This is a genomic window from Candidatus Pelagadaptatus aseana, assembly GCF_040362265.1.
In the GTDB taxonomy this organism is placed as follows: Bacteria; Pseudomonadota; Gammaproteobacteria; order Pseudomonadales; family Cellvibrionaceae; genus Pelagadaptatus; species Pelagadaptatus aseana.
Genome location: NZ_BAABNJ010000004.1, coordinates 339,268 through 365,719, shown reverse-complemented (window position 1 = coordinate 365,719; position 26,452 = coordinate 339,268). Strand labels below are relative to the sequence as shown.

The following is a 26,452-nucleotide window of genomic DNA, read 5'->3' as shown; positions in this document are numbered from 1 at the left end:
AGCTTTTATTACCCGCAAATAAAAAAAGGAGCCCGATTAGGGCCCCTTTCACAGTGGATGATCGGCTCAATCAACTGGCCGCTTTCAAGCTGGCCTTGTCTGTCAATGCAGCAGACTTCTGAATCTCAATGGTCCGGGGCTTCATCGCCTCGGGAATTTCACGAACCAAATCCACATGGAGCAAACCGTTCTCAAGGTGCGCTGCTTGAACGCGAACGTGGTCTGCCAACTGGAAGCGCCGCTCAAAATTACGAGCTGCGATCCCTTGGTGCAGGAACTTGCGATCTTCGCCAGGGGCACCTTTCTGTCCCGAGATAACCAGTGAACCTGGCTCGGTCTGGATATTCAATTCATCTTCGCTAAACCCTGCCAGAGCGATGCTAATCCGGTACTCGTTTTCATCAAGCAGCTCAATGTTGTACGGCGGGTAGCTGGGTTGATTCTGTTCGGTACGGCTCAGGCTATCGAGCATGGATGCCATACGATCAAAACCAATGGAAGTACGGTATAAAGGGGAGAAATCTACATTTCGCATTGTCATATCCTCACAATTAAGCAATATATGCGGTTGCGGCCTATCTTATGATCAGACCGGGGCAGTTGCCCGATTTGAGCTCCTCGGATGAGCAAGCTCAAAAAAGAAATTTGGGCCAATGTGATTATTTTCAAGCCCAAAACAATAAATATCTTAAGGAACCTCACTTCATGCCCGACTACATTCTTGCCATCGACCAGGGAACCACCAGCACGCGCGCCATCCTGTTTGATCATAGGGGGCAGCCAAAATCCCAGGCTCAGCAGGAATTCGAACAGATTTTCCCTCACGACGGCTGGGTGGAACACGACCCGGAAGCCATTTGGGAATCAACCCTGAGTGTTTGCCGCAAGGCCATGGAAAAGCTCAATATTGATACCAGTCACATCAGTTGCATCGGCATTACCAATCAACGGGAAACAACCATTGTCTGGGACAAAAACACCGGCAAACCTGTATACAATGCCATCGTCTGGCAAGATCGCCGCACCGCAGCCCAATGCGAGCAATTAAAAGCCGACGGTTTTGAGGACATGGTTCACGCCAAAACTGGCCTGTTACTCGACCCGTATTTTTCCGCCACCAAGATTGCCTGGATACTGGATCACCAGCCTGGCCTGAGAGCTCAAGCTGAACAAGGCGAGCTACTTTTCGGCACCGTTGATAGCTATTTGCTCTGGCGCTTGAGTGACGGCATCAGCCACAAAACCGACGCCACCAATGCCTCACGGACTCTGATCTACAACATTCATTCCGGAGAGTGGGACAATGAACTGTTAGAACTTTTCAATATCCCAGCAGCCATATTGCCAGAAGTTTTAGACAGCAGTGCCTCATTTGGCGACACCAACGTATTCGACCACAGCATCCCGATCACGGGCATTGCCGGTGACCAACAAGCCGCATTATTTGGCCAGACCTGCTTCGAACCCGGCATGGTAAAAAGCACCTACGGCACCGGCTGTTTTATGATCCTCAATACTGGCGATCAGGCCGTTGATTCCCAGCATCGCATGCTGACTACCATCGGTTATCAATTAAATGGCAAGCCCAGTTACGCCATTGAAGGCAGTATTTTTGTTGCCGGCGCCGCCATCCAATGGTTACGTGATGGCCTACAGCTGATCAGCAAGGCCAAGCACACCGAAAAGCTGGCCAGCAAGGCAAATCCTGACGCCAATGTTTATATGGTCCCGGCTTTTACAGGCTTGGGCGCCCCCTACTGGGACCCACAGGCTCGTGGTGCCCTTCTGGGACTGACAAGGGATACCGGCATTGAAGAAGTGGTTGCCGCCGGCATTTTGTCGGTTTGCTATCAAACCCGCGACCTGCTTGAAGCGATGAACAAAGACGGCGCCAATCTGCCTGACACCCTGCGGGTCGATGGCGGCATGGTCAAAAATAACTGGTTTGTACAAAGCCTGGCCGATACGCTGGCCACCCGGGTTCAAAGACCCACCATCACAGAAACTACCGCTCTTGGGGCGGCCTATCTGGCCGGTTTACAGCTCGGGATCTTCGAATCACTGGAGCAACTGGCGGATCTGTGGCAATGTGACAACACTTTCGAATCCGCCATTGACGACAATCAACGTAATCGTCGTTATAAAGGCTGGCTGGAAGCGGTTGAAAGAGTAAAATCCAAACCTGAACTCACTCACTGAACTCCGACACAAAGTATCACCAACACATGGCAAAACCTCTTCTGCCCCTGAAACAGATTCTGGAGGGCGACTACAAAAGCCTGACCCAAAGTTTCAGGGAAGTTGCCCAGCAGGACAGCGCTTCGCCGAGTTATCGAACCGAATACCCGCTGGATCAACTGATCCAATTGATACCGGATCTGGATCTGGCTACATCGCCTTCTGAGAATGGATTTCTGGCTGCCAGTTTCGAAGCAAATTTGACAGACTGGAGCCCCTATAAAACCGACAGTCCGACGGCACTGATATTCTGTGAAACATTGATCGGAAAATTATACGGCGCTTACCGGTTTCATCCGCTGATTGAGCCCCTACTTCGCAAACTCGCTCTGCTCATCTTGCTGTCACTGAGTAAGCGCACTGAGGCCATTGTCGACAGCAACCACCCTGTTCGCCAATTTACAGAGCAATTGTTCCAGGCCGCCAGCATTTGGGAACCTGCGGGTGGCAGAACCGGTAAAGCCCTACTCAAACAGCTTCAGGTCCTTGTTAACAAATTGCCGGATTTTGACACCCAATCCAATGAAGCCTGGAAACAACAATCTCTGGCGCTTGAGGCCATTGATGATGCCACTCTTGCCAGAACCGAAATTCTGGAGCAACGCCTCCGGGAATCGACACTCAGCGATCCGCAAACCCAGAAAATGCAGCAGCTGGTCAGCCGCTGGATTAACCGTAAACTCAACAACAAGCCTCTGCCAGCGAATGTATTGCTTTTTATCCGCCTTGAATTGATTGCTGACCTTCAGTATCTGGTGGTTCATGAAGGTGACAAACACCCGACTTGGGCCAAGTGGCAAAAGCTGTTGCACCTGTTTTCATGGATATTCAAAGAAACTTCCGACACGGATGACCGACAGAAAAAGATGCAGGTAATCCTGCCTGTGGTTGAAGATTTGGATCAGAGTTATTACGAAGAGCTGGCTGACCCCCAAAAATATGAAAAGTTTTTGAGCGAACTGTCCGATAGCTTAATCGGTTTGATTCAGGGTACGCCACAACCTGTTGAGCTTTATACCGCGACTATTGAGGAGCAAAATTCGACCCCATTGAAACAAAGTGCTGCCATACAAAATGATGATTTTGAAGAACAGCAATGGTTTGTTTTCAACACCGTCACCCTTCAAGGGCTCAGAGCGAAATTACTGATCAAAGCATCAGATCAGGACACTCTCATCTTTGTTAATTGCCACGCCAAAAAAGTCTTTGAAAGTAATTTTGAAGAGTTCAGTCTGCAACTTGCCACCAAAGACTGTCTGCCGATTCGTCGCCACAATCTGTTTAAGCAGGCACTCTTTGAAGCCCTTAAATCGCTGGAACTGCAACATCGTGAAAACCTGAAGGCCCGAAAACTAGAGCTGGATAAGGTTGAGACAGCCAAACTGCAAGCGGCCGAAAAAGCACAGCTCGAAGCGCAGCAAATCAAACAGCGTGAAGAAGCAGAAAAACTGGCCCGCGAGCAGGAATTAAAACGTCGCAGTGAAGTGTCAAACGACCAACTGGAACACTACACCAATCAGATTAAAGCGTTACATGTAGGGGCCTGGCTTGGATTTCATGACCGTGATGGCAATATTGAAAAGCTCAAACTCTCGGTAAAACTGGCCAGCACAGGCCGTTATATATTTACCGATCGACTTGGCCAGCCCGTTAGCGAAAAGTCTCTTGAGGAATTACTTGATTTGATGATCGCCAATCGACTGGATATTATCCGTGGCGGAGAAAATTTCGACAATCGCCTTGAAAAAATTGTTCAGGGACTGCGTAAACCCAGAGATCAGAAAAGCCTATGAACCCGCCCAATAATAACAATAAGACAGAGCACCGACAGGAGTATCGACTGAAAGATTCTGCAACAGTTTTTATCGAGCTGATTGCTGAATCCCCTGAGGGTGATCCGGCCGAGATTCAGATAAGCTCAAGCGTCGATCTTTCCGCCAACGGTCTGCAAATAACCACCGACCAGCCGCTTCCGGTTCAGTCCATCTATCAGGCTGCAATTCAATTTTTTGACAAGCGAGACAGAATTCCTCTGACAGTTCAGGTACGCTGGTGTCGCTTCAATGAAGACAGCAGTAACTACCACGTGGGTCTGGCAGTTCTGGACGACAGTGACAGCCGGCTGGGAGATTGGAAAATGGACATCTCCCAGAGGCTGATGAATATAGAAAATTAGATTATTTGCCAAACAGGGATTTGAGTTGATTTAACTGATTGGCTTTTTCATCACCCAGCTTTTCGTTCAACTTTTCTTTGAGTTTTTCCTCGGCTTTGTCACGAGCCAATGCTTCCAAATCTTTTTTAACACTGCTCTCAGCAGATTTCAAAACCGGCTGAATCATGGCTTCAGCTAACTGCTCAGGTGTCAGGCCAGCATCCTTGGAACCGATATCATTGACCTTGATGGCGGGCAGTTTGATGGTTCGATCCCCCCACTCCTCGGTTGCCAATTCAACAACACTGTCACTGAAAGTGAAGCTTTTGACGGCCAGTTTGACTTCGGGTGCCGCCGAAGAATCAGTCTTGGCTGACGCCGAGGCATCCTTTGCACCCGAACCATCGCCCTGAACATTATCCAGCAAGGCCTGTAGGTTGGTTTGACCCATCCCTTTCATTTCTGCCAGCAGACGTGCACCAGATATCGTAATCTCATCGATCACTATGACCTCTTCGGTAAGGCTGCCCGGATCAACCTGAAGCGCAATATTGCCGAGTTCAAAAGCATTGGCATTACTGAACCCCTGAGGATTTGCTACCGTCAGCCCCTTTAATTCACCTCGACCATTGGTGATCTGAATATCAACTTCTGCCAACTAAACCGCTGTGCCTGTGACATCCGGGCCCACGGTTTCAACGGCAGTTTTTACAATGCCATTGATGTTCTGCAGCCCGATAAATACCACCAGCGCAATTACCACCAACGCCAACGCAATTAAACCGCCAATTACTTTCAATACTTTCATGCTCTAAAGTCCTTTATTAAGTTCTATCCGTACCATCTGGAGATTCCAGTGTTGGCTCCGGTTCAGTGGGTTGTTCCGCAGGAGGGGACGCTGGCATTGACTGCTCCATGGTTTCTCGGGCCCGCTTAACTTCTTCCTCAACGGTTTTCACCATAGCTTCCCAACCGTCAAGAATTGCATCATTGGCTTCCCTTACCAACCCCTGAATGGAGCTGCGATCCAGTTGTGCCACCTGCTCTTGTAAACGTCCCACCTCATTCTGGGTAACAGTCAAAGACTCCTCAAGCAGCTGCACCTGTTGTTGCGATGATGCCAGCTGCTGCTGAGTCTGATACAACATCCAGCCCAGCACCCCTACGGCAACCACCAGAATGACGCCAATTACTTTATTCATATACTACTTCCTTTACAGTTTTAATCATCTGCATGGCCTTTTTGCAGATACTTCATCAGCTTTAATTTTAGTGGAGCCGGTAAATTTTTCACGGTCAGACTGTCACTGCCCTGATCATAAACAATACTGTCGCCAAGGCACTCCACATCGAAGCTCATGCTGAGCCGATCATTGCGGCCACTGATGCGCAGAAACTGCTTGATCTGCCTACGCTCAGGGATCAGATCAACCACCGGCTCAGGAGTTTCACTGGCAATAAAGCGCTCGAATTTTTCCGGCTGATCTTCATTCAACTGGCGCGAAAGATCGCGAATAACCACAGGCTCTCCACGCTTATCCTGTTCAAGACAATAATCGATTACTGCGTGGCGACACTGTTGTCCGGCATCTTCATCCAAGGTTTCAGAATACTGGGTTACTGCCTGCAAAAACTGATTGGTCTCTGCGGCAATATCACGCTGATCAGAAAACCCAAGCCACTGCCAGAACAGATCGGTAAAATCCTTATCGCCCCGAGCGCGCAATACCGACAGGTAACCCGACCCCCCCTGTTCGGACTGCCATTCACTGACTGCCACCCGACCACCCAGCATAACCCCTTTCACATCGAGAAAGCGTGATATATCCAGGCCGAGATCGTGATTGATAAAGTAACCCTCGTTGTGACGCACAAAGAAAACCGAGAAGACTAAGCCATCAGCCAGTTCTTCGATGACGTACAGCAAATGGCCATCCATCACTACATCACTGTTTTCCAGCAGGGATTTGAAGTGCTCGGACGCCCGTTTGGCAAAAGAGGTGAAGGCCATTTTCTGCTCAAGACACTCTCGCAGCCACTGGGATACAACGCTAACAGAGAGATCCTGATCAAATGCACCGTACTGCTTTCCGGCTTTGCCAACATAGGCCTGCTTGAGCTCACCCACCAATTCCTGAAGGCCCCCGGTAATTGACAGAGATTCATCGGGGCAGCTCAGTTTTATTGGGGTTTCAGAATTTGCACGACTCAATTCGTGCACGACACATTCGGTAATCGGCATCCACAACTCTCAGGGATTATCATCAGCAAAAAAGAGCCATAGATTAACGAAAAACGCTAAGGATTAGGAGCCTTACAAGCCGGTTAAGTTACTTGTAAGGCCGCTGTTGATTCAGACTTTAAATTGCGATGCACTATGTTGCAGCTCGTGAGCCAGCGTAGTCAGCTCTGCAGCTGCACTGGTCAGGTTGTGGCTGTTTTCTGTGGTCTGGCTGGCGTGATGACTGACGGTGGTAATATTCTGGTTGATTTCTTCTGCTACCGCAGACTGTTCTTCTGAGGCACTGGCGATCTGGGTACTCATGTCATTAATGATCGACACATCGCTGGTAATTTCCTTAAGCGCATCACCCGCTTTCTGGGCCTGATGCACCGTTCGATCGGCGTATTCTTTACCCTGAGCCATAACCTGAACAGCATCCTGAGAATAACCCTGTAATTCCTCAATCATTCCTTGAATCATCTCTGTGGATTCTTTGGTCCTCTGTGCCAGAGCACGGACCTCATCGGCCACCACGGCAAAACCACGCCCCTGCTCACCAGCCCGGGCCGCCTCAATGGCCGCATTCAACGCCAACAAATTAGTCTGCTCGGCAATACCATTGATCACACTGGTAACATCGCCAATACGCTCACTGACGTCACCCAATTGCTGAATAACATCCGCCGCACGCTGAACCTCACCGGCCAGACCATTGATGGCTTCAATAGCAACTTCAAGTAACGCCATACCTTCGCCAGCTTCACTGTTGGCCTTGGCAGCCGCCTGTGCCGTATTGGCAACATTTTGCGCGACTTCGAGAACGGTAGCCGCCATTTCATTCATGGCGGTAGCTGCCTGATCGATTTCGGCCTGTTGCAAGTCCATACCCTCGCGAGTGCTTTCTGCAATGCTCTGCATTTCCTCCGTTGCAGACAGCACCCGCGTGGAGGAATGGCTGGTATTGGCGGTAATTTTCTGAAAACTGTCCAACATGGCGTTAAAGTCACGACCAATTTCGGCCATTTCGTCATTACCTACTGGCTGGGCGCGCAGAGTCAAATCGCCGCTGTCCTTGACCTGATTGATGGCACCCGCAACGGCCTTCAATGGCTGGGCAATACTGCGAATAATAAAGATATACGTCATGACAGTCAGGGCAGCCACAACCAACATCAGCCAGAATTGAAACAGGGCGTTCTCCATAAAAGTATCCATGACATCATCCAGATAGACACCGGTTCCCAGAATCCATCCCCAGTCCTTAGACGCTTGTACGTATGCAATTTTCTTGACGGGTTGCTCGTGACCGACCTTTGGCCACAGATAGGCAACGCTGCCCTCTCCCTGTTTTGCTGCTACCGACACCATTTCCCGAAACAGATACACACCGTCCTGATCTTTAACCGTACCGCCATTACTGCCTTCCAACTCGGGCTTGATGGGGTGCATAACGATGTTCTGGCTTCGATCCAGTACAAAAAAGTAATTGCCCGAGCCGTAGCGTAATGCCTTTAGTCCTTCCAACGCCTTTTGCTGAGCCTGATCACGATCTAATTCGCCGTTTCGCTCCATACGGATAAATTCATCGGTGATACCTTGGGCTACCTCAACCAGATGCCTGGCTTCATGGGTTCGAGACTCAATCAACTCGAAATACAGATTCACCAAAGCCACACCACTCATACTGCCAACGGCAAAGAGTGCTGCCAAAACCGTCGCCCATAAGCGAACCGCCACCGAATAACGACACAGTATTTCTCGCACAGATTCCTCGCTGAGTTATCAACCAAACTTTTAATTATAACGGCCAAGTCTTTTAATTAATTAGTTTTATTACCTACTTTTTTTAAGGAGATCAAAGAATGGCAGAGTTATGCCCTCCCAAACACATTGAGGAGAATGACTAAGGAAATACATTGTTAAGGGAGGTATTGAGGAGAGGCATTCAAGGGAGGGTGCGCAGACACTGCACACCCTCCTCAATAGTTGTTCTCTATGTAGACACTTTGAAACGACTGGTCAGCTGGCGCAGGCCTGTGGCCATGCTGAGTAACTCTTGACCAGAATCAGAGGCCATCACCGAATCCTCCGCCGCTTGATTACTGGCATTGAGGATATTATTCACATTGCGACTTATTTCATCGATAACACCGGTCTGCTCACCGGCGGCCGTTGCAATCATCGAGCTCTTTTTATTGATCTCTTCGATGGAGCCACTAACCTGCTCCATAAGAACCAATGATTCTTTGGTATTTTCAACACAACGATCGGCATGACTGCGGCTTGACTCAATCGCCTCAACAGCCGATTTACTGCCAAGTTGCAGCTTTTCAATCATCTGATTAATTTCTTCGGTGGATTGCTGTGTGCGTTGTGCCAGCGTTCTGACTTCATCAGCTACAACTGCGAAGCCTCTACCCTGCTCACCAGCCCGAGCCGCTTCGATGGCCGCATTGAGAGCCAGCAGGTTGGTTTGCTCGGCAATGCCTCTGATCACATCAAGTACGGTACCAATATCATTACTCTGTTGATTCAGAGTCGCCATGGTTTCCGCCGCACGATTTACCTCACCCGCTAATTGAGCCACAGAATTTTGGGTTTTCTGGCCAACACTTTTCGATTCCTGGGCGTTGATGTCAATTTCATTGGCTGAATCAGCGGCTTCTTCGGCGTTTCTGGACACCTCAACAATGGCCGCAGACATTTCTTCAACCGCGGTTGCGATCATATCCGTTTCTTTTTGCTGGGTTTCACTCAGCTGTCTCAAGCCCTCGGTCACATTTGCCAAAGCTTCACCACGCTGATTCAGATCTTCTGAGGTATCAGTAACACGTTCAGCCAGCTTGGCAACTTCTTCTGTGTAATCATCAAAACGACACAACAATGGCGTGGCCGCTGAAGATCGATGGGTCAGATCAATGCATTCCTCACCAATGATATGATCAGTTAAAGACATAATTTCAATGGATTGAATGGCATCCTTTTTCAGCTTCAACGACAGCAGCAACAAAATACTGCTTTCTACCACCACATAGGCAGCGTGCAAAAAGATAACCCACCAACCATTTTCGGTACTTCTCAAGATCCAAACCGAACTGCCAGAGAGCTGGAAATAATAAAAACTGAAATGATGTACTGCGATCACCCCGGCCGCCACGAGGATCGGCAACCAATCGCGGTAGTACAGCAGAATCGCGAGCAACACAAACACACCAAAATGCAACTCAATCATCCCATGCGCTTGGTGGATATGCAGTGCTGTCATCACCATAAAAGCGGCTGCCATCACAGAGCGACTGATCGCCGTACCCGGCGACAATTTATAGACTGCCGTTAGAGTTATGCCGGTGAGCAGACAAATAACAATGGACTCAGTCCAGGTATCAAACCAGGAAGCCAATCCCAAGCTGTATACAATCAATCCCAAATTGACAAAATACATGACGCGGTCTGCGTCCCGGTAGTGTTTTTGCATGGGTGATTCATTATTCATCAAACCTGACTCCCTCGTTTCTTATTGATCTGCCACGGGCAAAAACAACCCACAGCCTCATGGTTCAACCACTGCGGGTTGTGACCATCGGCAAGCGACGCCAATACACTGGCGACAAAATCTGTGCCCTCACCACATACTGCGCCGCTGCTGTATGGACCTAAATAAGCCAAATCCCCGCTGGCGCTCCAGATAGCAACAGACGGACTGACAGGCACCTCGAAGGTCCGAGCCACCTCATCACTGACAAATGAAAGATGTTCCATGCCATCAGAGAAATGTATTAGAGAGGAAAACTGGCTCTCCAAATCGGCTATGTGAGGTCGAGCGAAGCGACTGCAAGGGCATTCGGGATCCACAAAATGGACAACCAAAGGCCTCTCAAGGTCGTTCAATTTGGTGTCGAGCACCAGATGCTCACCTTGATAACTGACCCAGTGATTTTCGTAACTACCCAGATAGCGAAACTGAAACCACCAAAACGCAAAGACAGTCGCGATTACCCATACGATGACAATAAACGTACTTAATAGCTGCTTCTTTTTGTTAATTTTGTCAGTTTGTGTCATCGTCATGATTCAATTCACTATAAAAAGAACCTAATCTGAACTATCGGCTAAACGGAACCCTACTTTAGAGCTCTGAGCCACCGAGACGTCAAAGTCACAACCGTTCTCAGGCACAGTTAGTTATCAAGCCATATAACAAGGATAGACAATGCCCCAGGAAAGATCCCTTCTCGCTCTATCTCCCGATCACCTGACCTCTTACGTAGACGCCACCTCATTAGATGAAAAAGGCGACGACGACCAAAGCGATGACCTGCGAATCATTGGCCATGAACGGGCCAAAACAGCGCTCGACTTTGGTCTGGCCATGGACATCGATGGCTTTAATATTTTTGTGGTGGGAGAACGGGGTTCCGGGCGACGCACTCTGGTTCAGCAAATGCTCAAGCAGCACAGCCCTAAACACCCTCCAGGCTATGAATGGTGCTATCTGAATAATTTTGATAACCCTCATATGCCCACGGCACTTTATCTGGAACCGGGAGAAGGCAAAAAATTGATCGAGCGAATTGATCGTTTTATTGATGACCTGCTTGTGCTGTTTCCCGAAACCTTTGACAACCCCGGCTATCAACGCAAAAAGAAAGCCATTGATCGCCATTTTACCCAACGCTATGAACAGGCAATTACCCAGGTTGAACAGGAAGCCCTGCAAAACAGTGTTGGCCTCTACGAAGAAGAAGGAGCCATTACCTTTACCCCTCTGCTCGACGGCAAGGCCATTGACGACGCACAATTTGCGGCACTTGGTGAAGATCAACGCAATTATTTCTACCAGTTACTTGCCCACCTGGAAGAAAAGCTCTCGGAACAACTGCTTGAACTGCCTTCCTGGAAACGGGAATCTTCCGAGGAAATGCGCAAACTCAAATACGAAACCGTTGAACAAGCGGTTCGCCCCCTGCTGAAAGAGATCAGTCACGAATACCCCAGCAATCTGGGCATCCAGAAATACCTGAAACTGGTCAAAGACCATATTGCCGATGCCATCCTCGACATCCTATTGGTGGACGACAACGAAACAGCCGATGAGCGCAAACAAAGAGAACAGCTGATCGCCCTGTTTCAGCCCAATCTGCTGGAGAGCCGCGACCACACCCGCGGTGCGCCGGTGGTGTACGAACAAAATCCCACCTTTCAGAATTTGTTTGGCGTGGTCGACTACTCGGTGTCTCAGGGCGTTTTACAAACCAACTATCGGATGATCCGGCCCGGCGCACTGCATCGTGCCAATGGCGGCTATCTGATGCTGGATGCAGAAAAATTATTGAGCCAACCCCACATCTGGTCGCACCTTAAACTGGCACTTAAAACCCGAGAAATTCAAATAGAACACCCACTGGCTGAATCGGCGCCCAATGGCACCTTTGGATTACAACCAGAACGTATCGCCCTCGATGTTAAAGTTGTCCTGCTTGGTACCCGGGATATTTATTACGCCTTACAGGAATACGATCCTGAATTTACCGAGCTGTTCAGAATTCTGGCTGACTTTGATCACTATCTCGATGACAGCCCTAGTACCCTCAACGCTTTTGCCAATCTGATTCGGGAGAGAGGTAAGCGACTGGATTACCCTCCCATCAGCAATGAAGCCATTGCTGCACTGGCGGTTGCCGCCATGCGTCACTCGGAACACCAGAGGCGCTTAACCGCTAATATCCAATTGTGGAATGAGCTTTTGGATGAGGCCTGCTATTTATGGCGTCAAAGTCAGGACAGTGAAACCATAGATGCCGAGCACGTCGCTGCAGCAATCAGCGCCAAACGTGCCAGAACCGGTCGCATGAGCGAACTGATGCTCGATGAAATCAAAGAGCGCCAAATTCTGATCAGTACGGATGGCCAGGCCGTTGGCCAAATCAACGGCTTGACCGTTTTGGCCGTGGGCGACAGCAGTTTTGGCAACCCGGCGCGCATTACGGCAACCGCTTATGCTGGCAAAGATGGGGTCACAGACATCGAACGGGAAGTGGATCTGGGTCGAGCCATTCACTCCAAAGGGGTATTGCTCTTAACAGGTTTTCTCGGACACAAATACGGTCAGGACTTCCAGTTATCGTTGTCTGCCAATATTGCTCTGGAACAATCTTATGGTCTGGTAGACGGTGACAGTGCCTCATTGGCTGAAGCTTGCGCGCTGATTTCAGCCATCACCCGATTGCCTCTTGATCAGGGGCTTGCGGTAACGGGTTCGATCAATCAGTTTGGTGAGGTCCAGTCAGTCGGTGGTATCAATGAAAAGATTGAAGGCTTTCACCGCCTTTGCCTTGAAAGAGGCCTTACCGGTGAACAGGGTGTGATTCTACCAAAGACCAACGCCATTAACCTGATGCTCAACCAGGAAGTCATCGAGGATGTCAGAAGTGGTCGTTTTCATATCTATGTTGTTACCACCATAGATCAAGCACTTGAGCTGTTAACAGGAAAAGATGCGGGCAGCCATGCAAACCAGGGCTACCCCAAAAACAGTATCCATGGTCTTGCAACAGAGCAATTGAAAAAACTGGCTCGACTCAGCAGCGAGTAGACAAAATCCCCGGCTGGCTTTATGCGGGGTTTTCAGTTCTTACCTTGGCATACCACTGTGAGGGATTCTTCAAATCACCTTCATCGTCCAGTTCCGGGTATGCCAGCCCGCGCTCCTGACAATATTCAGCGATCATGGGTTGGCACCAGCGAAACAGCGTTTCTTCATACTCGGCATCACTGATTCGACGCTGCCCATACATATTGGCCAATTGCCTTTGGCGCTGTGCCTCCACCAAAATGATGGCGCACGCCACTGACACATTATAAGACTCGACCATGCCACACATGGGTATGATCACCTCCTGATCACATAAAGCCAGTGCGGCATCACTGACGCCCTCTTTTTCGGTCCCCATCAGAATGGCTGTGGGCTGGGTGTAGTCCACCTGGTGGTAGGCAACGGCCTTATCAGACAGATTGGCCGCTACAATACGGAACCCCTTCTGCTTCAATTGCGCCACACCCTCTTCTACAGAATCATGATGTCTGGTTTCGACCCATTTGTGACTTCCCAGCGCTGTTCCCCTATAAGGCCGGTAGCCTTTTTTGGGGACCACGCAATGAAATTCACCAATACCAACCGCATCACAGGTTCGAACTATCGCGGAAAGATTTCGGCCCTTGTGCACTTCATCGGTGATAACAGTCAAATCTGGTTGGCGATTCGACAAAACGCTCTTAATGGTGGCAAATCGTTCAGGGGTCATAAGGGGAATATCCGTCATACATCATTTCGCAATAACAAATCAGGGATCCATTATCGTTTTCCACAGATTCTGTGGATAAGTCAGTGGGTAGTTGTGTGATTAAACGCCCAGAACCATAAAAAAGGGGACTTTCAGCAAACTGAACACTTTTTAACCAAAGGAATAATATCCTTATTTTTCAATAACTTACAAATGTCAACAAGTGAATCTGGATTTTATTGAATTTTTTCCAAAGTAAACCATCAGGGATTGCACTGCTGTGCATAAAAAGTTAGGAGACCTTAACCATGTAGGCCGCAAACTTAAATCGGGCACCCAAACAGAAGACTCATCCAATGAAGAATCCGGCCAAAAAAGTGGCCAGATAATGCTTTTTTTGAACAGTTAAATCAACCACTTTCAGAAACGATAAAGCCCGGTAAACCGGGCTCTATCGTTTCTGCAAACATAGCCAGGTACTACCTGGCCATGCTCAGATGATGTTGGCTTAAGCTTTTAGCTCAGGCCCCGTATTTGGCTTTGGCTTCAATACGGTAAGCGTGCAACAACGGCTCGGTGTAACCGGAAGGCTGCTCCTTGCCTTTGAACACCAGATCACAGGCCGCTTTAAAGGCTACGCTGTCTTCAAAGTTACCATCCATATTGCGGTAGCTGGCATCACCGGCGTTCTGACCGTCTACAACTGCAGCCATACGCTTCATGGCTTCCATCACCTGCTCTTCGGTGCAGACACCGTGCTCCAGCCAGTTAGCCAGATGCTGGGAAGAAATACGCAGAGTGGCGCGATCTTCCATCAGACCAACGTTGTTGATGTCCGGTACCTTGGAGCAACCCACGCCACTGTCGATCCAGCGAACCACGTAACCCAGAATACCCTGAGCGTTGTTATCCAGCTCTTTCTGGATGGTGTCAGCGTCCAGAGCAGACACGTCTTGCTGCAAAGGAATGGCCAGAATGTCATCCAGGCTGGCGCGACCGCGCTTGGCCAGCTCCTGCTGAACCTCGACAACACTTACCTGATGGTAGTGGGTGCTGTGCAGAGTAGCGCCATTTGGAGAAGGAACCCAAGCGGTGTTGGCACCGGCTTTCGGGTGGCCAATCTTCTGCTCGATCATAGCCGCCATTTCGTCTGGCATGGCCCACATGCCTTTACCAATTTGCGCCTTGCCCTGCAGACCACACTCAATACCGATATCAACGTTCCAGTCTTCGTAGGCGTTGATCCAGGCCTGCTGCTTCATCACAGACTTAGGTACAAAAGGACCGGCCAGCATGGAGGTGTGGATCTCGTCACCGGTGCGATCCAGGAAGCCGGTATTAATGAACACAACACGTTCCTGAGCCACACGGATACACTCTTTGAGGTTAACCGTGGTGCGACGCTCTTCGTCCATGATGCCCACTTTCAACGTGTTGCGAGCCAGACCCAGGGCATCTTCGATGCGGGAGAACAGGTCGCAGGTAAACTGAACTTCTTCAGGACCGTGCATCTTCGGCTTCACGATGTAAACACTGCCGGTACGGGAATTCTTGCGAGTGGTATTACCCTTCAGGTCGTGAATGGCGGCCAGAACAGTGACCATGCCGTCCATAATACCTTCCGGTACTTCGTTACCGTCTTTGTCGATAATCGCGGCGTTGGTCATCAGGTGGCCAACGTTACGCACGAACAACAGGCTGCGACCGTGCAGGGTCAGCTCAGAACCGTCAGCGGCAGCGCCTGCGGCGATAGCGTGAGCGCTTGGAAGATAGTTGCGATCGGCGTTCATGGAACGGGTCATCACCTTGCCGCCCTTCTCGAAGGATTCTTCCAAAGTACCCTTCATCAGACCCAACCAGTTGCTGTAGACCTCAACCTTGTCTTCGGCATCAACCGCTGCAACGGAGTCTTCGCAGTCCATAATGGTGGTTACCGCGGCTTCCACCAGCAGATCTTTAACGCCAGCAGCATCGGTCTTGCCGATGGGGCTGTCGGCGTCAATCTGAATTTCGATGTGCAGGCCGTTGTTCTTAACCAGAACAGCCGTTGGGTTAGCGGCATCGCCGTTGTAACCCACAAACTTCTCAGGTTGAGCCAGAGCGGTTTCGGAGCCGTCAGCCATTTTAATAACCAGAGCACCATCAACGACGCTGTAACCGGCAGAATCTTTGTGGCTACCAGCAGCCAATGGCGCGGCATTGTCCAGATGGTTGCGAGCAAACTCGATCACCTTGGCGCCACGAGCCGGGTTGTAACCGGTACCTTTCTCCTGACCGTTTTCTTCAGAGATTACATCGGTACCGTAGAGGGCATCGTACAGGCTGCCCCAGCGAGCGTTATCCGCATTCAGGGCAAAACGGGCGTTCTTAACGGGTACAACCAATTGAGGGCCGGCCTGCTCGGCAATCTCAACATCAACGTTTTGAGTAGTAACCTTAAAGTCTTCGCCTTCTGGCAACAGGTAACCGATTTCCTGTAGGAAGGCTTTGTAAGCAGCGGCATCGTGCGCCTGACCTTTACGAGCGGTGTGCCACTCATCGATTTGCGCCTGCATTTCGTCACGCTTGGCCAACAGGGCCTTATTCTTTGGTGCAAAATCGTTGAGGATATTCTCAAACTCAGCCCAGAAGTGCTCAGTATCGACGCCAGTACCTGGTGCAATGTCTTTCTCTACCAGGTTGTAGAGATCTTCGGAAATCTGAAGTCCGCCTTTCTGGATACGATTTGTCATAACTCGCCTCTGCTTAGACCTTTAATGGTCATAGGTATAAAGAATGGCAACCGAACGGCTGCCAAGGTGTAGATTCAACGAGCTATAGTAGCCAAGCGACTATAATTTAGCGAATTTATTGTTTTTATTATCGTCATTCACAGATTGGATTTAGATCAAAAAACAGGCAGGCAATACCAGATTACCTGCCCTCTTTTAATTAGCCTGCTCAGAAAGCCTTTCCGCCACAGTTGCCATTAGTTTGCGCAACCAGCGATGCGCCGGATTATTTTGCAACAGAGGACTCCATGCCATTTTCAACTCAAATTTTGGAATTTCAAACGGCGGTGGCAACAACAGAATATTGGGATTAGCCGCTTGCAGTGTCGCCAGTCGACTCGGAACCGTGACAATCAGGCTCTCCTGCTCAGCCAGCAAGGCTGCTGCCTGATAATGGCGAGTAAATACCGAAATATCACGTTTTTTGCCCAGACGTTTCAAAGCCTCATCAACCCAGCCCAAACGCTGCACATCCGCCGGATTGATGCCCACACCAACCCCCATACCTGTCTTGCTCACCCATACGTGTTGGGCTCCCAGATAACTGTCGAGGTTAAAGTCCTTTGAAATGGGATTGCTCTTACTTAACAGACAACTGAAGTTGTCGTACCAGAGGGTTTTCTGGTGAAACGATTGCGGCATGGAATCAAACCGGTTGATGACCATATCCACTTTGCCCTGCTCCACATCCAGAAAGCTGACGTCACTGGGCGTCATAATATCCAGCGAAATGCCCGGAGCCATTCTGCGCAACTCGGTGAGTACTGAAGGGATCAATGTCGACTCGGCATAATCGCTGGCCATGATACGGAATACACGGTTACTTTTTTCCGGGTCGAAACTGCTTCGAGGTTGGACCGCATGTTCTATCTCGGTCAGAACCTTACGCACCAGAGGCTCAAGCTCCTTGGCACGCTCGGTGGGCGTCATACCCTCACTGGTTCTTATAAGAAGCGGATCATCAAACAGATCTCTTAACCTTTTAAGGCCATTACTCATGGCCGGCTGGCTGATCCCCAGCTGGTTGGCTGCCTTGGTGACATTGCGCTCACGCAGCAAAATATCCAGATAAACCAAGAGGTTAAGATCGACTCGAGCAATATTCATATTAAAAATACCGAATATAGAAACTATAAATTAGCTAAATTCTGTCACAAAAACTAGACTTTGTCTCGCTCAGGTGGGGAAGCGCACCTCCATCCCGCGTGGAACCACCGGATACTAAACACACATTTGTTAGGAAGGACTGATTTTATGTCTACTCTGAACGCCGATATCCAAGCTGTAGCCGCTCTGAAAGAAGCCGCTGGCAGCCCTTGGGACGCTATCAACCCAGAATCTGCTGCTCGCATGCGTGCACAGAACAAATTCAAAACTGGCCTGGACATCGCCAAGTACACCGCTGGCATCATGCGTCGCGACATGGCTGAGTTCGACAAAGACAAAACCAAGTACACCCAGTCTCTGGGCTGCTGGCACGGTTTTGTTGGTCAGCAAAAGCTGATCTCCATCAAGAAGCACTTCGGTACTACCGAGCGTCGCTACTTGTACCTGTCTGGCTGGATGGTTGCTGCTCTGCGTTCTGACTTCGGTCCTCTGCCTGACCAGTCCATGCACGAGAAAACTGCTGTAGCCGGTCTGGTTGAAGAACTGTACACCTTCCTGCGTCAAGCTGACGCTCGTGAGCTGGGTGGCCTGTTCCGTGAGCTGGATAAAGCGCGTGAAGCTGGTGACTCTGCTAAAGAAGCTGAAATCCAGTCTCATATCGACAACCACGAAACTCACGTTGTACCTATCGTTGCTGACATCGATGCTGGTTTCGGTAACGCCGAAGCGACTTACCTGATGGCTAAGCAAATGATCGAAGCCGGCGCTTGCTGTCTGCAGATCGAAAACCAGGTTGCTGACGAGAAGCAATGTGGTCACCAGGACGGTAAAGTAACTGTTCCTCACAACGACTTCCACGCCAAGCTGCGCGCTCTGCGTTACGCCTTCCTGGAGCTGGGTGTAGACGACGGTCTGATCGTTGCTCGTACCGACTCTGAAGGTGCTGGCCTGACCAAAGAAATCGCTGTGGTTAAAGAGCCAGGCGACCAGGGTGACGTTTACAACTCTTACCTGGACGTTGAAGAAATCGACGTTGCTGACATGAAGCAAGGCGATGTTGTATTCAACCGCGACGGCAAGCTGGTTCGTCCTAAGCGTCTGCCTTCCGGTCTATACCAATTCCGTCCTGGCACTGGCCACGAGCGTTGCGTATTCGATTGTATCGAAGCTATCAATGCTGGTGCTGACCTGCTGTGGATCGAAACTGCTGTTCCTACCGTGCACGAAATTAAGGGCATGATGGACGAAGTTCGTAAAGTTCACCCAGATGCGAAGCTGGTTTACAACAACTCTCCTTCTTTCAACTGGACTCTGAACTTCCGTCAGCAAACTTACGATGCGTGGGTTGCTGAAGGTAAAGACGTTTCTGCTTACGATCGTGACAACCTGATGAGCGCTGAGTACGATGACTCCGAGCTGTCTGCTGTTGCTGATGAGCGTGTTAAGACCTTCCAGGCTGACACTTCTCGCGAAGCGAACGTGTTCCACCACCTGATCACTCTGCCTACTTACCACACTACCGCCCTGTCTGTTGACAACCTGGCGAAAGAGTACTTCGGTGAGCAAGGCATGCTGGGCTACGTTGCTGGCGTACAGCGTAAAGAGATCCGTCAAGGCATCGCTTGCGTTAAGCACCAGAACATGGCTGGTTCCGATCTGGGCGACGACCACAAAGAGTACTACGCTGGTGAGAACGCTCTGAAAGCCGGTGGTGCTAAAAACACTTCTAACCAGTTCAGCTAAGTTTGAATTAGTTAAGCAAGTGCTTAAAAAGGCGACCTTCGGGTCGCCTTTTTTGTTAGACTTCCCGTAACACGCAAGACAATACTAAGGTTAGAAAATGACGACCCCTGCTAATCTTCAAGATTCAAAAGAACTGTTATCAAAAGACGGTTTCGCCATCAGCAACACCTGGTATCACGGCACCTCTTCCGGCCTGCTCGCCTCCATCCAGCAAGATGGCCTTAAGCGCTCTGGCGACAAAGCCATGAAGCAGGCCGCCAAGCAAACCATGGCCACCATTGGCAACAGCTATTCCGAATCCTTTGAGCCGGTTTTTTTAACCCAGAGTAAAGAGCTGGCCTACTATTGGGCAGAGCTGGCCGTGCGCAATCGCAAGGTGCGTTTTGAAGCCGATGAAGAGCCGGCCGTATTGGCAATCACCCTGCCTGAAGAATTGAACAATCAGGTAAGACCTGATGTGGGCGCAGCAGGCCTGCTGATGGTTAAAGAAGGCGAAGCCTATCTGGCCTATGTTGCCAGCCTGTTTGAAAAAGCCGGACTTGAGGCTCCCAGCATCGACCTAATGAAAGCCGATCGCATGGATTACCTCAATCAGCTGGGCATGGCCTACTACGACAAAGACATTGCTGCTGACTACGTAAGCGTGGTCTAACCAGACCTGTCACAACGGAGGAATAATCATCAGATTAATCCTCCGCTATACTGATCTGGCTGACATAAAAATAAAAACGGACAAACCGCTATCGTGGATAATGCGAGCCATATTCAGGAAATCAAAAGTCGCCTGATCAATGTGATTCTGGCCATATTGGCCGTTATGTCACTGCCGGGGCTTTCCGGATCATTGATGCGAATCCCGGAGTTCGGGTTTCAGCCCACCATGTTGATTCACATTATTGGCTCAGCCATGATGTGGCTGGTCTTACTGTTTCGCAACCAACTGCCATTACCGGTTAGAGGCGGTTACATCGTCTTTTCCATGTTTTTGGTTGGCCTGGGTGGCGTTCTCAAATTTGGCATTATGAGCACCGCACAGGCGTTCTATCTTGGCGCCATTGTCATTACCACCATCATCTTTGGTGTCAAACAAGGTGGTGTGGTATTTCTGCTGGCCTTGCTGTCCATTTGCTATGGCATGTGGCGCTCAGTCAATGGCGATATGATTTACACTGTAGAACCTGCCGCCTATGTTGACAGCACCTCTGCCTGGGTTAATTTCTTAACCACCATTTCAATGATCTCAATCTCTTTGCTGGTACTTCTCGGTCGCTTCAACAGTTTTCTGATTGAATTGATTGCCAGCCAGGAAGAACGTATTGCTGAACGGACACAGGACATATTGGCCAAGAATCAGGAGCTTGAAGACTCCCGTCGCGACGCTGAAATTGCCAATCGGGCGAAATCCAACTTTCTGGCCAATATGTCTCACGAAATACGTACGCCCATGAACGGTATCATAGGCATGTCTCAACTGTGTTTGCGCACGGATTTGAATCCAGAACAAAAACGCCACGTTGATGGTATTTCTCAATCCGCCAAAAGTCTGCTGGTGATTATTAATGACATTCTCGATTTATCCAAAATCGAGTCAGGCCAGCTGCAACTGGAGGAAATCCCCTTTTCCATTGTGGATACCATCAAGGGACTGGAATCCATATTTGGTCTTGATACGGATAAAACCGAGGTGAGTTTTAGCTGCAACATAGACTCCAGAATTCCGACCATCCTGATAACCGATCCGGTACGACTCAATCAGGTTTTGCTCAACCTCTGCTCCAACGCCATGAAATTCACCAAACAGGGACAGGTGAGTGTGTATGTCACTGGTGAGTTCACAGGCAGTGATGAGTTTAAGCTGAAAGTGTCCGTCACAGACACCGGTGTAGGCATCAAGCAGGAGAAGCTCGACGAAATTTTTGAGCCTTTCGCACAGGAAGATGTTTCAACAACCCGAAAATTCGGTGGCACCGGCCTCGGCCTGACCATTACCCGACACATCATTGAACTGCTGAACGGCGACCTTTACGTCAACAGCATCCCCGGGCAAGGTTCAGAGTTTCAGTTTGATATTCCAGTAAAAGTACAGCAAGAAACCACTTCAGAAGTATTGCCAGAGGCTGAAGCTGCAGCAGATATCGACTACGAATCCATCAATTTTCCTGGCAAGTCCATCTTGCTGGTAGAAGATATGGCCATCAACCGCATGATCATAGAAGACCTGCTGGAAGTAAACGACATAGAAATTGACGTTGCGGAAGACGGGCAACAGGCGCTGGATAAAACCTTAAGCAAAGATTATGACCTGATTCTGATGGACATCAACATGCCCATTATGGATGGCGTGGAGAGCACCCGGAGAATTCGTAGCACTCACTCCAAAAAGGCCCTGCCCATCATTGCCCTTACCGCAAACGTTATGCAGAGTGATATCCAATCCTATCTTGATGCCGGGTTTAACGACCACATCCCCAAACCTGTTGAATACGAGCAGTTGATCAGTACATTAGTCACGTTTCTGAACCCGTAATATTGATATTTCTGGCCTACTCTACTCCGCATGATTTACACCATCGGCTATGCCACCAAACCACTGCCGGATTTTATTGCTCAACTAAACAAATACCAAATCACGGCGGTGTGTGACGTTCGCTCAGTTCCCTTCAGCAAACGATTTTACGATTACCATCAGGATGCCATTAAACGCAGCTTGCACGAGGCCGGTATTCGCTATGTTTATCTCGGTGAAGAACTCGGCCCACGCTCCAAAGACCCTGCCCACTACGATGACTGTAATCAGGTGCAATTTGATCGACTGATGCAATCAGATCATTTTATGGAGGGTTTGGAACGCCTCAGGCAAGGGCAGGAAAAAGGGTTCACCATGGCATTAATGTGTGCTGAAAAGGACCCTGCGACCTGTCACCGCAGTTTGCTGATTGGCTATGCCGCTAAGCGTCTCTTTAATGAAGAGTTGCAACACATAACCCACAATGGCGACCTGGAAACCCAGGAAGCACTGGAAACGAGATTAAAAACCCTGCACGGTCTCGAACAGGATTTGTTTACTCCGGAATCGGAACTAAGATTTCAGGCCTATCAGCAGCAACTAAAAAAAACGTCCTATATCAAACCTGATGCAAACAGCATCCACGCTCAACAGCGACTTAAATAGCCGCCAGCCCGGCCTTGGCTTCTTTGATCTCTTCAAATTTGTAGTCGGCCTGAGTAATCAGATCCACACCGCAATCCAGACCGGATATCCAATTGAGAAACTTCTCAATTTCCGCGCCTTCAAAATAGCGACCATGTTGAGGCACAATTTTTTTGACGTTCATAGCCCGGACCATGTTGGCCCAAAGTGCACAGGCTTTTTGTGAGCACATATAGCGCTGGTGAAAGCCTTTCATTAAAGGAATGTGCGCCTCAAAATCTTCAACGGGAGCAGCCAGATCGTCATCACAAATCGAAGCCCCCATATCACCGGAAAAGAGAATGCCACTTTTCTGATCAAAGAATTGGAAGTTACCTACGGAATGGAGAAAATGCGCGGGAATGGCGTAAACGGTACTCTCACCCAGCGAGATAAATCCACCTTTATCAGGCAGAGGAATCAATCGCTGCATAAATGATTCGCCGTTTTGTTCCTGCATGTAATTGGGCGCAAGATGAGGTAAAAAACGGGCCCAGAGTTTTGAACAAACCACCTTGGCATCGGTCTGCAACATCCATCGGCCCAGTGATGAAATGATATCCGGGTCCTGATGTGACGCGAGGATATAATCCAGAGACTTAAGATCCGTATACTTGCCAACTTCAATACTCAAAGGAGCGTAAGTGAGATCTCCACCTGGATCGATCACTGCTTCGTGTGAGCCATCGATAATCAAAAACTGATTGGCCTGGATACCAGAACCCTTGACCAAATCACTGAACATCAAACACTTGTGCACACCATCATCGTATAAAACGATGGCCTTTGAACCGAAAACCATATTCTCACCGCCACAGAAAAAAGCTTATGGTAATAAGTGATAATGCAACTGCGTTTGATTAACAACAAAAACCCCGCAGATTGGCGTCAATCTCAACCAATTAATAACTCTCTTCTTGAGTCGGCCGGGAAGATAAAAAAGGTTATTAACAGAAACTTTTAACAACTGGTGCAACAAAGTGTGGATAAGTGCCGCAACCCCAGTGATTGCGGCACTTTGAATGGACCGGCCAAGAAATAAACAGCCATCTGTTAGTGAGAATTAAAGACTTTTTGTCACCACCTCAAACACATCCTTGGACAGCTCTTCCGTGGACCTGATCCGCTCAAGTTCATTTTTCATCAATTGCTGCCTTGCCGCATCGTATTTGCGCCACTTGGTCAAAGGTGTCACAAGTCTTGCGGCAATTTGCGGGTTGAGCTTATTCAGGGTGATGATCTGATCGGCAAGAAAACGGTAGCCCTCACCGGACTCAATGTGAAAATTGATGGCATTGTTATTACAAAAAGCACCGATCAAGGAGCGAACCTTGTTGGGATTTTTAAGATCGAAAGCTTCATGACTCATCAATTTTTCTACTCTCGCCACACCATCGGGCAAGCTACAGATTGCCTGAGCCATTAACCACTGATTGACCACCAATGCTTCCTGCTGCCAACGCTGATAAAAATTGGCCAATGCCTGATCCGCAAGATCTTGAGCCTTGTGTGGATCGGCGCCGAGAAGACCATGCAATGCAGCTATGGTATCGGTCATATTATTGGCTTGAGAAAACTGCTGTTGCGCTAAATTGATACCAATGGATTCATCGAGCAATAACAGATAGGAAAGGCAGACGTTTTTCAGGCTGCGCTGGGCGATTTGTTCGGCACTGGCCTTGTAAACAGTCTCCGGATTATTCTCTGCATAGGCTTCCGACAATTCAAACTTGAGCGCCTCAGCAATTTGACGCCGTACTTCCCGGCGCCCAAAGTGAATGGCCTCAACATCAATACTATCGGCCAGTTCACTGAGATAGGCTTCAGAAGGTAATTGCAGCATCAGAGACACCATGGCTTTGTCCAAACTCTTATCACTCAATACCGAGCGATAAGCCTGAACAAGGCGCGCATCCACAACAAACTCCTGATGGTCACGCCAGGCCTGCATAGCATCGTAAATGACTTCTACGGCCAACTGCTGTGCCGCATCCCAACGACAGAAGCCATCGTCTTCGGCGCTCATCAACCGCATCAATTCATCACGACTGTAATCGTAATGCAGTTTTACAGGCGCGGAAAAACCGCGCAATAGCGCAGGTACCGGTTTCTCGGGCAACTGATTAAAAACAAACTCCTGACGGGCTTCAGTCAGCTCCAATACTCTATGAGTATTATCTGGGGTCTCCGTATCCGGTAACGCCCCCTGCAGGTGAATCGCCAAGTTTCCAGCATCCCCTAACAGACCAATGGCAACAGGGATGTGCATGGGTAATTTCTCTTCAGCAGATGCCTCAGGTGTGTCCGGGCAACGCTGTTCGATAACCAGTCGATACTGTTGCGCAGCCTCATCATAGCTGTCGCTGACATGTAACTCGGGGGTCCCCGCCTGCGAGTACCAGAGCTTAAACTGTGTCAGGTCACGGCCGGACGCCTGCTCCATGGCGGCAACGAAATCTTCAATAGTAGCCGCTTCACCATCGTGTCTGTCAAAATAAAGATCACTGCCCTTTCTGAACGTCTTCTGGCCCAGCAGGGTGTGAATCATTCTTACCACTTCAGCACCCTTCTCATAAATCGTCAGGGTATAAAAGTTGGAAATTTCGATAAATGACGGTGGTCTTACCGGGTGCGCCATGGGACCACCATCCTCGGCAAACTGCATGGTGCGCAACAAGCTGACGTCTTCAACTCGCTTTACCGTTGCCGAGTTCATATCCGCAGAAAACTCGGCATCGCGGAATACCGTAAAACCTTCTTTCAAACTCAGCTGGAACCAATCACGGCAAGTAACCCGATTACCCGACCAGTTATGAAAATATTCGTGCGCCACCACACCCTCAACCCGCTGAAAGCCGGCATCTGTTGTGGTTTCCGGTTTGGCCAGCACACAGGAGGTATTAAAGATATTGAGCCCCTTATTCTCCATCGCGCCCATATTGAAATCGTCTACGGCAACGATCATAAAGATATCCAGGTCGTACTCCCGGCCATACACCTCTTCATCCCAGCGCATGGAGTTTTTGAGTGACATCATGGCGTGGTCACATTTATCCAGATCCTTTTCTTCGACGAAGATTTTTAAGTCGACTTGCCGCCCACTGCATGTGGTAAAAGTATCTTCCACCACGGAAAGAGTGCCAGCTACCAACGCAAACAGGTAAGCTGGTTTACGGAATGGATCGTGCCATACAGCGAAGTGTCTGCCCTGTTCCAGTTCACCAGCGTCAATGCGGTTACCATTGGATAACAACACGGGGAATTCCGATTTATCTGCTTCTATGCGAGTAACAAACTCACTCAGAACATCGGGCCTGTCCAAATAATAAGTGATTTTCCGAAAACCCTCGGCCTCGCATTGGGTACAAAACATCGTGCGTGATTTATACAGACCTTCCAATGAGGTGTTTGCCGCAGGATTGATAACAACAACCGTTTCAAGAACAAAGTCATCCCCAGGCTGATGAATGGTCAGGTATTGATCATCGGCACTGTATTCGTCGCCGGACAGAACGCGACCGTTGAGCGTCACCTGCTCAAGTAACATGTCTTGCCCATTCAATATCAACGGAGCATCCGACGCCTCGGATTTTGGGTTACGCCGCATCCGCAGAGTGGTGGCAACCCGGGTTTGTTCCGGATCTAATTGAAACAGCAGTTCTGTCTTATCAATTAAAAAATCCGGCACCTGATAATCGGCCAAATAGATAGCTTGTGGTTGTGCGTCTTTCATTGCCTGCATGA

Annotated in this window: 21 protein-coding genes; 8 read left to right on the top strand and 13 right to left on the bottom strand. The window is 49.3% G+C overall.

The genetic code is table 11. The features are described 5' to 3' along the window. Positions 1-70 precede the first annotated feature (70 nt). Complete coding sequence (locus ACPXV9_RS08265; RefSeq protein ID WP_423895977.1) at positions 71-535, bottom strand: Hsp20 family protein; 465 nt, start codon at positions 533-535, stop codon at positions 71-73. Positions 536-705: 170 nt separating this feature from the next. On the opposite strand from ACPXV9_RS08265, the gene glpK reads away from it, so the two are divergent. The 3 genes from glpK to ACPXV9_RS08250 are packed head-to-tail and all read left to right on the top strand — an operon-like array spanning position 706 to position 4,414. Then, positions 706-2,199: a glycerol kinase GlpK gene (gene glpK, locus ACPXV9_RS08260; protein WP_423895976.1), complete on the top strand. Its 1,494-nt coding sequence runs from the start codon at positions 706-708 to the stop codon at positions 2,197-2,199. A 26-nt stretch (positions 2,200-2,225) separates the two neighbouring features. Further along, positions 2,226-4,031, top strand: coding sequence for a DUF1631 family protein (locus tag ACPXV9_RS08255; RefSeq protein WP_423895975.1), 1,806 nt, complete (start codon positions 2,226-2,228; stop codon positions 4,029-4,031). Continuing rightward, entirely contained in the window at positions 4,028-4,414 is a 387-nt protein-coding gene (locus tag ACPXV9_RS08250; protein WP_423895974.1) for a PilZ domain-containing protein, read from the top strand. Before ACPXV9_RS08255 ends, ACPXV9_RS08250 begins: the two co-directional genes overlap by 4 nt. Before the next feature lies 1 nt (position 4,415). Here the strand turns inward: ACPXV9_RS08250 and ACPXV9_RS08245 are convergent, their stop codons facing one another. The 7 genes from ACPXV9_RS08245 to ACPXV9_RS08215 form a co-directional block, all read right to left on the bottom strand. Then, positions 4,416-5,051: an AsmA family protein gene (locus ACPXV9_RS08245; protein WP_423895973.1), complete on the bottom strand. Its 636-nt coding sequence runs from the start codon at positions 5,049-5,051 to the stop codon at positions 4,416-4,418. After that, positions 5,052-5,201 carry a hypothetical protein gene (locus ACPXV9_RS08240; RefSeq protein ID WP_423895972.1) on the bottom strand — a complete coding sequence of 50 codons (150 nt, stop codon included), beginning with the start codon at positions 5,199-5,201 and terminating at the stop codon, positions 5,052-5,054. Positions 5,202-5,217: 16 nt separating this feature from the next. Then, complete coding sequence (locus ACPXV9_RS08235; protein WP_423895971.1) at positions 5,218-5,595, bottom strand: hypothetical protein; 378 nt, start codon at positions 5,593-5,595, stop codon at positions 5,218-5,220. A 20-nt stretch (positions 5,596-5,615) separates the two neighbouring features. Then, complete coding sequence (locus ACPXV9_RS08230) at positions 5,616-6,635, bottom strand: nucleoid-associated protein (RefSeq protein ID WP_423895970.1); 1,020 nt, start codon at positions 6,633-6,635, stop codon at positions 5,616-5,618. A gap of 111 nt (positions 6,636-6,746) precedes the next feature. After that, on the bottom strand, positions 6,747-8,327 hold the full coding sequence (locus ACPXV9_RS08225; protein WP_423895969.1) for a methyl-accepting chemotaxis protein: 1,581 nt from the start codon (positions 8,325-8,327) through the stop codon (positions 6,747-6,749). A 283-nt stretch (positions 8,328-8,610) separates the two neighbouring features. Continuing rightward, a complete protein-coding gene (locus tag ACPXV9_RS08220) occupies positions 8,611-10,110 on the bottom strand; it encodes a methyl-accepting chemotaxis protein (RefSeq protein WP_423895968.1) in 1,500 nt (499 codons plus the stop codon). Next, positions 10,110-10,685 carry a DUF6436 domain-containing protein gene (locus tag ACPXV9_RS08215; protein WP_423895967.1) on the bottom strand — a complete coding sequence of 192 codons (576 nt, stop codon included), beginning with the start codon at positions 10,683-10,685 and terminating at the stop codon, positions 10,110-10,112. The genes ACPXV9_RS08220 and ACPXV9_RS08215 overlap by 1 nt, the downstream gene beginning before the upstream one ends. 142 nt (positions 10,686-10,827) lie before the next feature. Here ACPXV9_RS08215 and ACPXV9_RS08210 point away from each other — a divergent pair, with 142 nt between their 5' ends. After that, positions 10,828-13,209 carry a Lon protease family protein gene (locus ACPXV9_RS08210; protein ID WP_423895966.1) on the top strand — a complete coding sequence of 794 codons (2,382 nt, stop codon included), beginning with the start codon at positions 10,828-10,830 and terminating at the stop codon, positions 13,207-13,209. Between the two features lie 19 nt (positions 13,210-13,228). On the opposite strand, the gene trmH is transcribed toward ACPXV9_RS08210, so the two are convergent. The 3 genes from trmH to ACPXV9_RS08195 all read right to left on the bottom strand — a co-directional run bounded on the left by trmH (position 13,229) and on the right by ACPXV9_RS08195 (position 17,775). Beyond that, positions 13,229-13,918 carry a tRNA (guanosine(18)-2'-O)-methyltransferase TrmH gene (trmH, locus tag ACPXV9_RS08205; protein WP_423895965.1) on the bottom strand — a complete coding sequence of 230 codons (690 nt, stop codon included), beginning with the start codon at positions 13,916-13,918 and terminating at the stop codon, positions 13,229-13,231. 500 nt (positions 13,919-14,418) lie between these two features. Then, positions 14,419-16,629, bottom strand: a complete 2,211-nt coding sequence (locus ACPXV9_RS08200; protein ID WP_423895964.1) for a malate synthase G — start codon at positions 16,627-16,629, stop codon at positions 14,419-14,421. A gap of 195 nt (positions 16,630-16,824) precedes the next feature. Next, positions 16,825-17,775, bottom strand: a complete 951-nt coding sequence (locus tag ACPXV9_RS08195) for a LysR family transcriptional regulator (RefSeq protein WP_423895963.1) — start codon at positions 17,773-17,775, stop codon at positions 16,825-16,827. Between the two features lie 147 nt (positions 17,776-17,922). Here ACPXV9_RS08195 and ACPXV9_RS08190 point away from each other — a divergent pair, with 147 nt between their 5' ends. The 4 genes from ACPXV9_RS08190 (at position 17,923) to ACPXV9_RS08175 (ending at position 22,690) form a co-directional block, all read left to right on the top strand. Continuing rightward, on the top strand, positions 17,923-19,518 hold the full coding sequence (locus ACPXV9_RS08190; protein WP_423895962.1) for an isocitrate lyase: 1,596 nt from the start codon (positions 17,923-17,925) through the stop codon (positions 19,516-19,518). A 97-nt stretch (positions 19,519-19,615) separates the two neighbouring features. Beyond that, the gene (locus ACPXV9_RS08185) at positions 19,616-20,170 is read left to right on the top strand and encodes a hypothetical protein (protein WP_423895961.1); all 555 of its coding nucleotides are present in this window, start codon (positions 19,616-19,618) and stop codon (positions 20,168-20,170) included. Between the two features lie 93 nt (positions 20,171-20,263). Next, positions 20,264-22,045: an ATP-binding protein gene (locus tag ACPXV9_RS08180; RefSeq protein ID WP_423895960.1), complete on the top strand. Its 1,782-nt coding sequence runs from the start codon at positions 20,264-20,266 to the stop codon at positions 22,043-22,045. Positions 22,046-22,075: 30 nt separating this feature from the next. Next, positions 22,076-22,690 carry a DUF488 family protein gene (locus ACPXV9_RS08175; protein ID WP_423895959.1) on the top strand — a complete coding sequence of 205 codons (615 nt, stop codon included), beginning with the start codon at positions 22,076-22,078 and terminating at the stop codon, positions 22,688-22,690. On the opposite strand, the gene ACPXV9_RS08170 is transcribed toward ACPXV9_RS08175, so the two are convergent. Both ACPXV9_RS08170 and pepN read right to left on the bottom strand, forming a co-directional pair. After that, positions 22,683-23,510 carry an MBL fold metallo-hydrolase gene (locus ACPXV9_RS08170; protein WP_423895958.1) on the bottom strand — a complete coding sequence of 276 codons (828 nt, stop codon included), beginning with the start codon at positions 23,508-23,510 and terminating at the stop codon, positions 22,683-22,685. The two genes, ACPXV9_RS08175 and ACPXV9_RS08170, sit on opposite strands and share 8 nt — an antisense overlap. A gap of 261 nt (positions 23,511-23,771) precedes the next feature. Then, positions 23,772-26,441, bottom strand: a complete 2,670-nt coding sequence (gene pepN / locus ACPXV9_RS08165) for an aminopeptidase N (protein WP_423895957.1) — start codon at positions 26,439-26,441, stop codon at positions 23,772-23,774. Positions 26,442-26,452 lie beyond the last annotated feature (11 nt).

Bases quoted from the DNA above. Each gene is read 5' to 3' on its own strand.
- ACPXV9_RS08265 (WP_423895977.1), bottom strand. From the start codon at position 535: ATGCGAAATGTAGATTTCTCCCCTTTATACCGTACTTCCATTGGTTTT.
- glpK (WP_423895976.1), top strand. From the start codon at position 706: ATGCCCGACTACATTCTTGCCATCGACCAGGGAACCACCAGCACGCGC.
- ACPXV9_RS08255 (WP_423895975.1), top strand. From the start codon at position 2,226: ATGGCAAAACCTCTTCTGCCCCTGAAACAGATTCTGGAGGGCGACTAC.
- ACPXV9_RS08250 (WP_423895974.1), top strand. From the start codon at position 4,028: ATGAACCCGCCCAATAATAACAATAAGACAGAGCACCGACAGGAGTAT.
- ACPXV9_RS08240 (WP_423895972.1), bottom strand. From the start codon at position 5,201: ATGAAAGTATTGAAAGTAATTGGCGGTTTAATTGCGTTGGCGTTGGTG.
- ACPXV9_RS08235 (WP_423895971.1), bottom strand. From the start codon at position 5,595: ATGAATAAAGTAATTGGCGTCATTCTGGTGGTTGCCGTAGGGGTGCTG.
- ACPXV9_RS08230 (WP_423895970.1), bottom strand. From the start codon at position 6,635: ATGCCGATTACCGAATGTGTCGTGCACGAATTGAGTCGTGCAAATTCT.
- ACPXV9_RS08220 (WP_423895968.1), bottom strand. From the start codon at position 10,110: ATGAATAATGAATCACCCATGCAAAAACACTACCGGGACGCAGACCGC.
- ACPXV9_RS08215 (WP_423895967.1), bottom strand. From the start codon at position 10,685: ATGACGATGACACAAACTGACAAAATTAACAAAAAGAAGCAGCTATTA.
- ACPXV9_RS08210 (WP_423895966.1), top strand. From the start codon at position 10,828: ATGCCCCAGGAAAGATCCCTTCTCGCTCTATCTCCCGATCACCTGACC.
- trmH (WP_423895965.1), bottom strand. From the start codon at position 13,918: ATGACCCCTGAACGATTTGCCACCATTAAGAGCGTTTTGTCGAATCGC.
- ACPXV9_RS08200 (WP_423895964.1), bottom strand. From the start codon at position 16,629: ATGACAAATCGTATCCAGAAAGGCGGACTTCAGATTTCCGAAGATCTC.
- ACPXV9_RS08195 (WP_423895963.1), bottom strand. From the start codon at position 17,775: ATGAATATTGCTCGAGTCGATCTTAACCTCTTGGTTTATCTGGATATT.
- ACPXV9_RS08190 (WP_423895962.1), top strand. From the start codon at position 17,923: ATGTCTACTCTGAACGCCGATATCCAAGCTGTAGCCGCTCTGAAAGAA.
- ACPXV9_RS08185 (WP_423895961.1), top strand. From the start codon at position 19,616: ATGACGACCCCTGCTAATCTTCAAGATTCAAAAGAACTGTTATCAAAA.
- ACPXV9_RS08175 (WP_423895959.1), top strand. From the start codon at position 22,076: ATGATTTACACCATCGGCTATGCCACCAAACCACTGCCGGATTTTATT.
- ACPXV9_RS08170 (WP_423895958.1), bottom strand. From the start codon at position 23,510: ATGGTTTTCGGTTCAAAGGCCATCGTTTTATACGATGATGGTGTGCAC.
- pepN (WP_423895957.1), bottom strand. From the start codon at position 26,441: ATGAAAGACGCACAACCACAAGCTATCTATTTGGCCGATTATCAGGTG.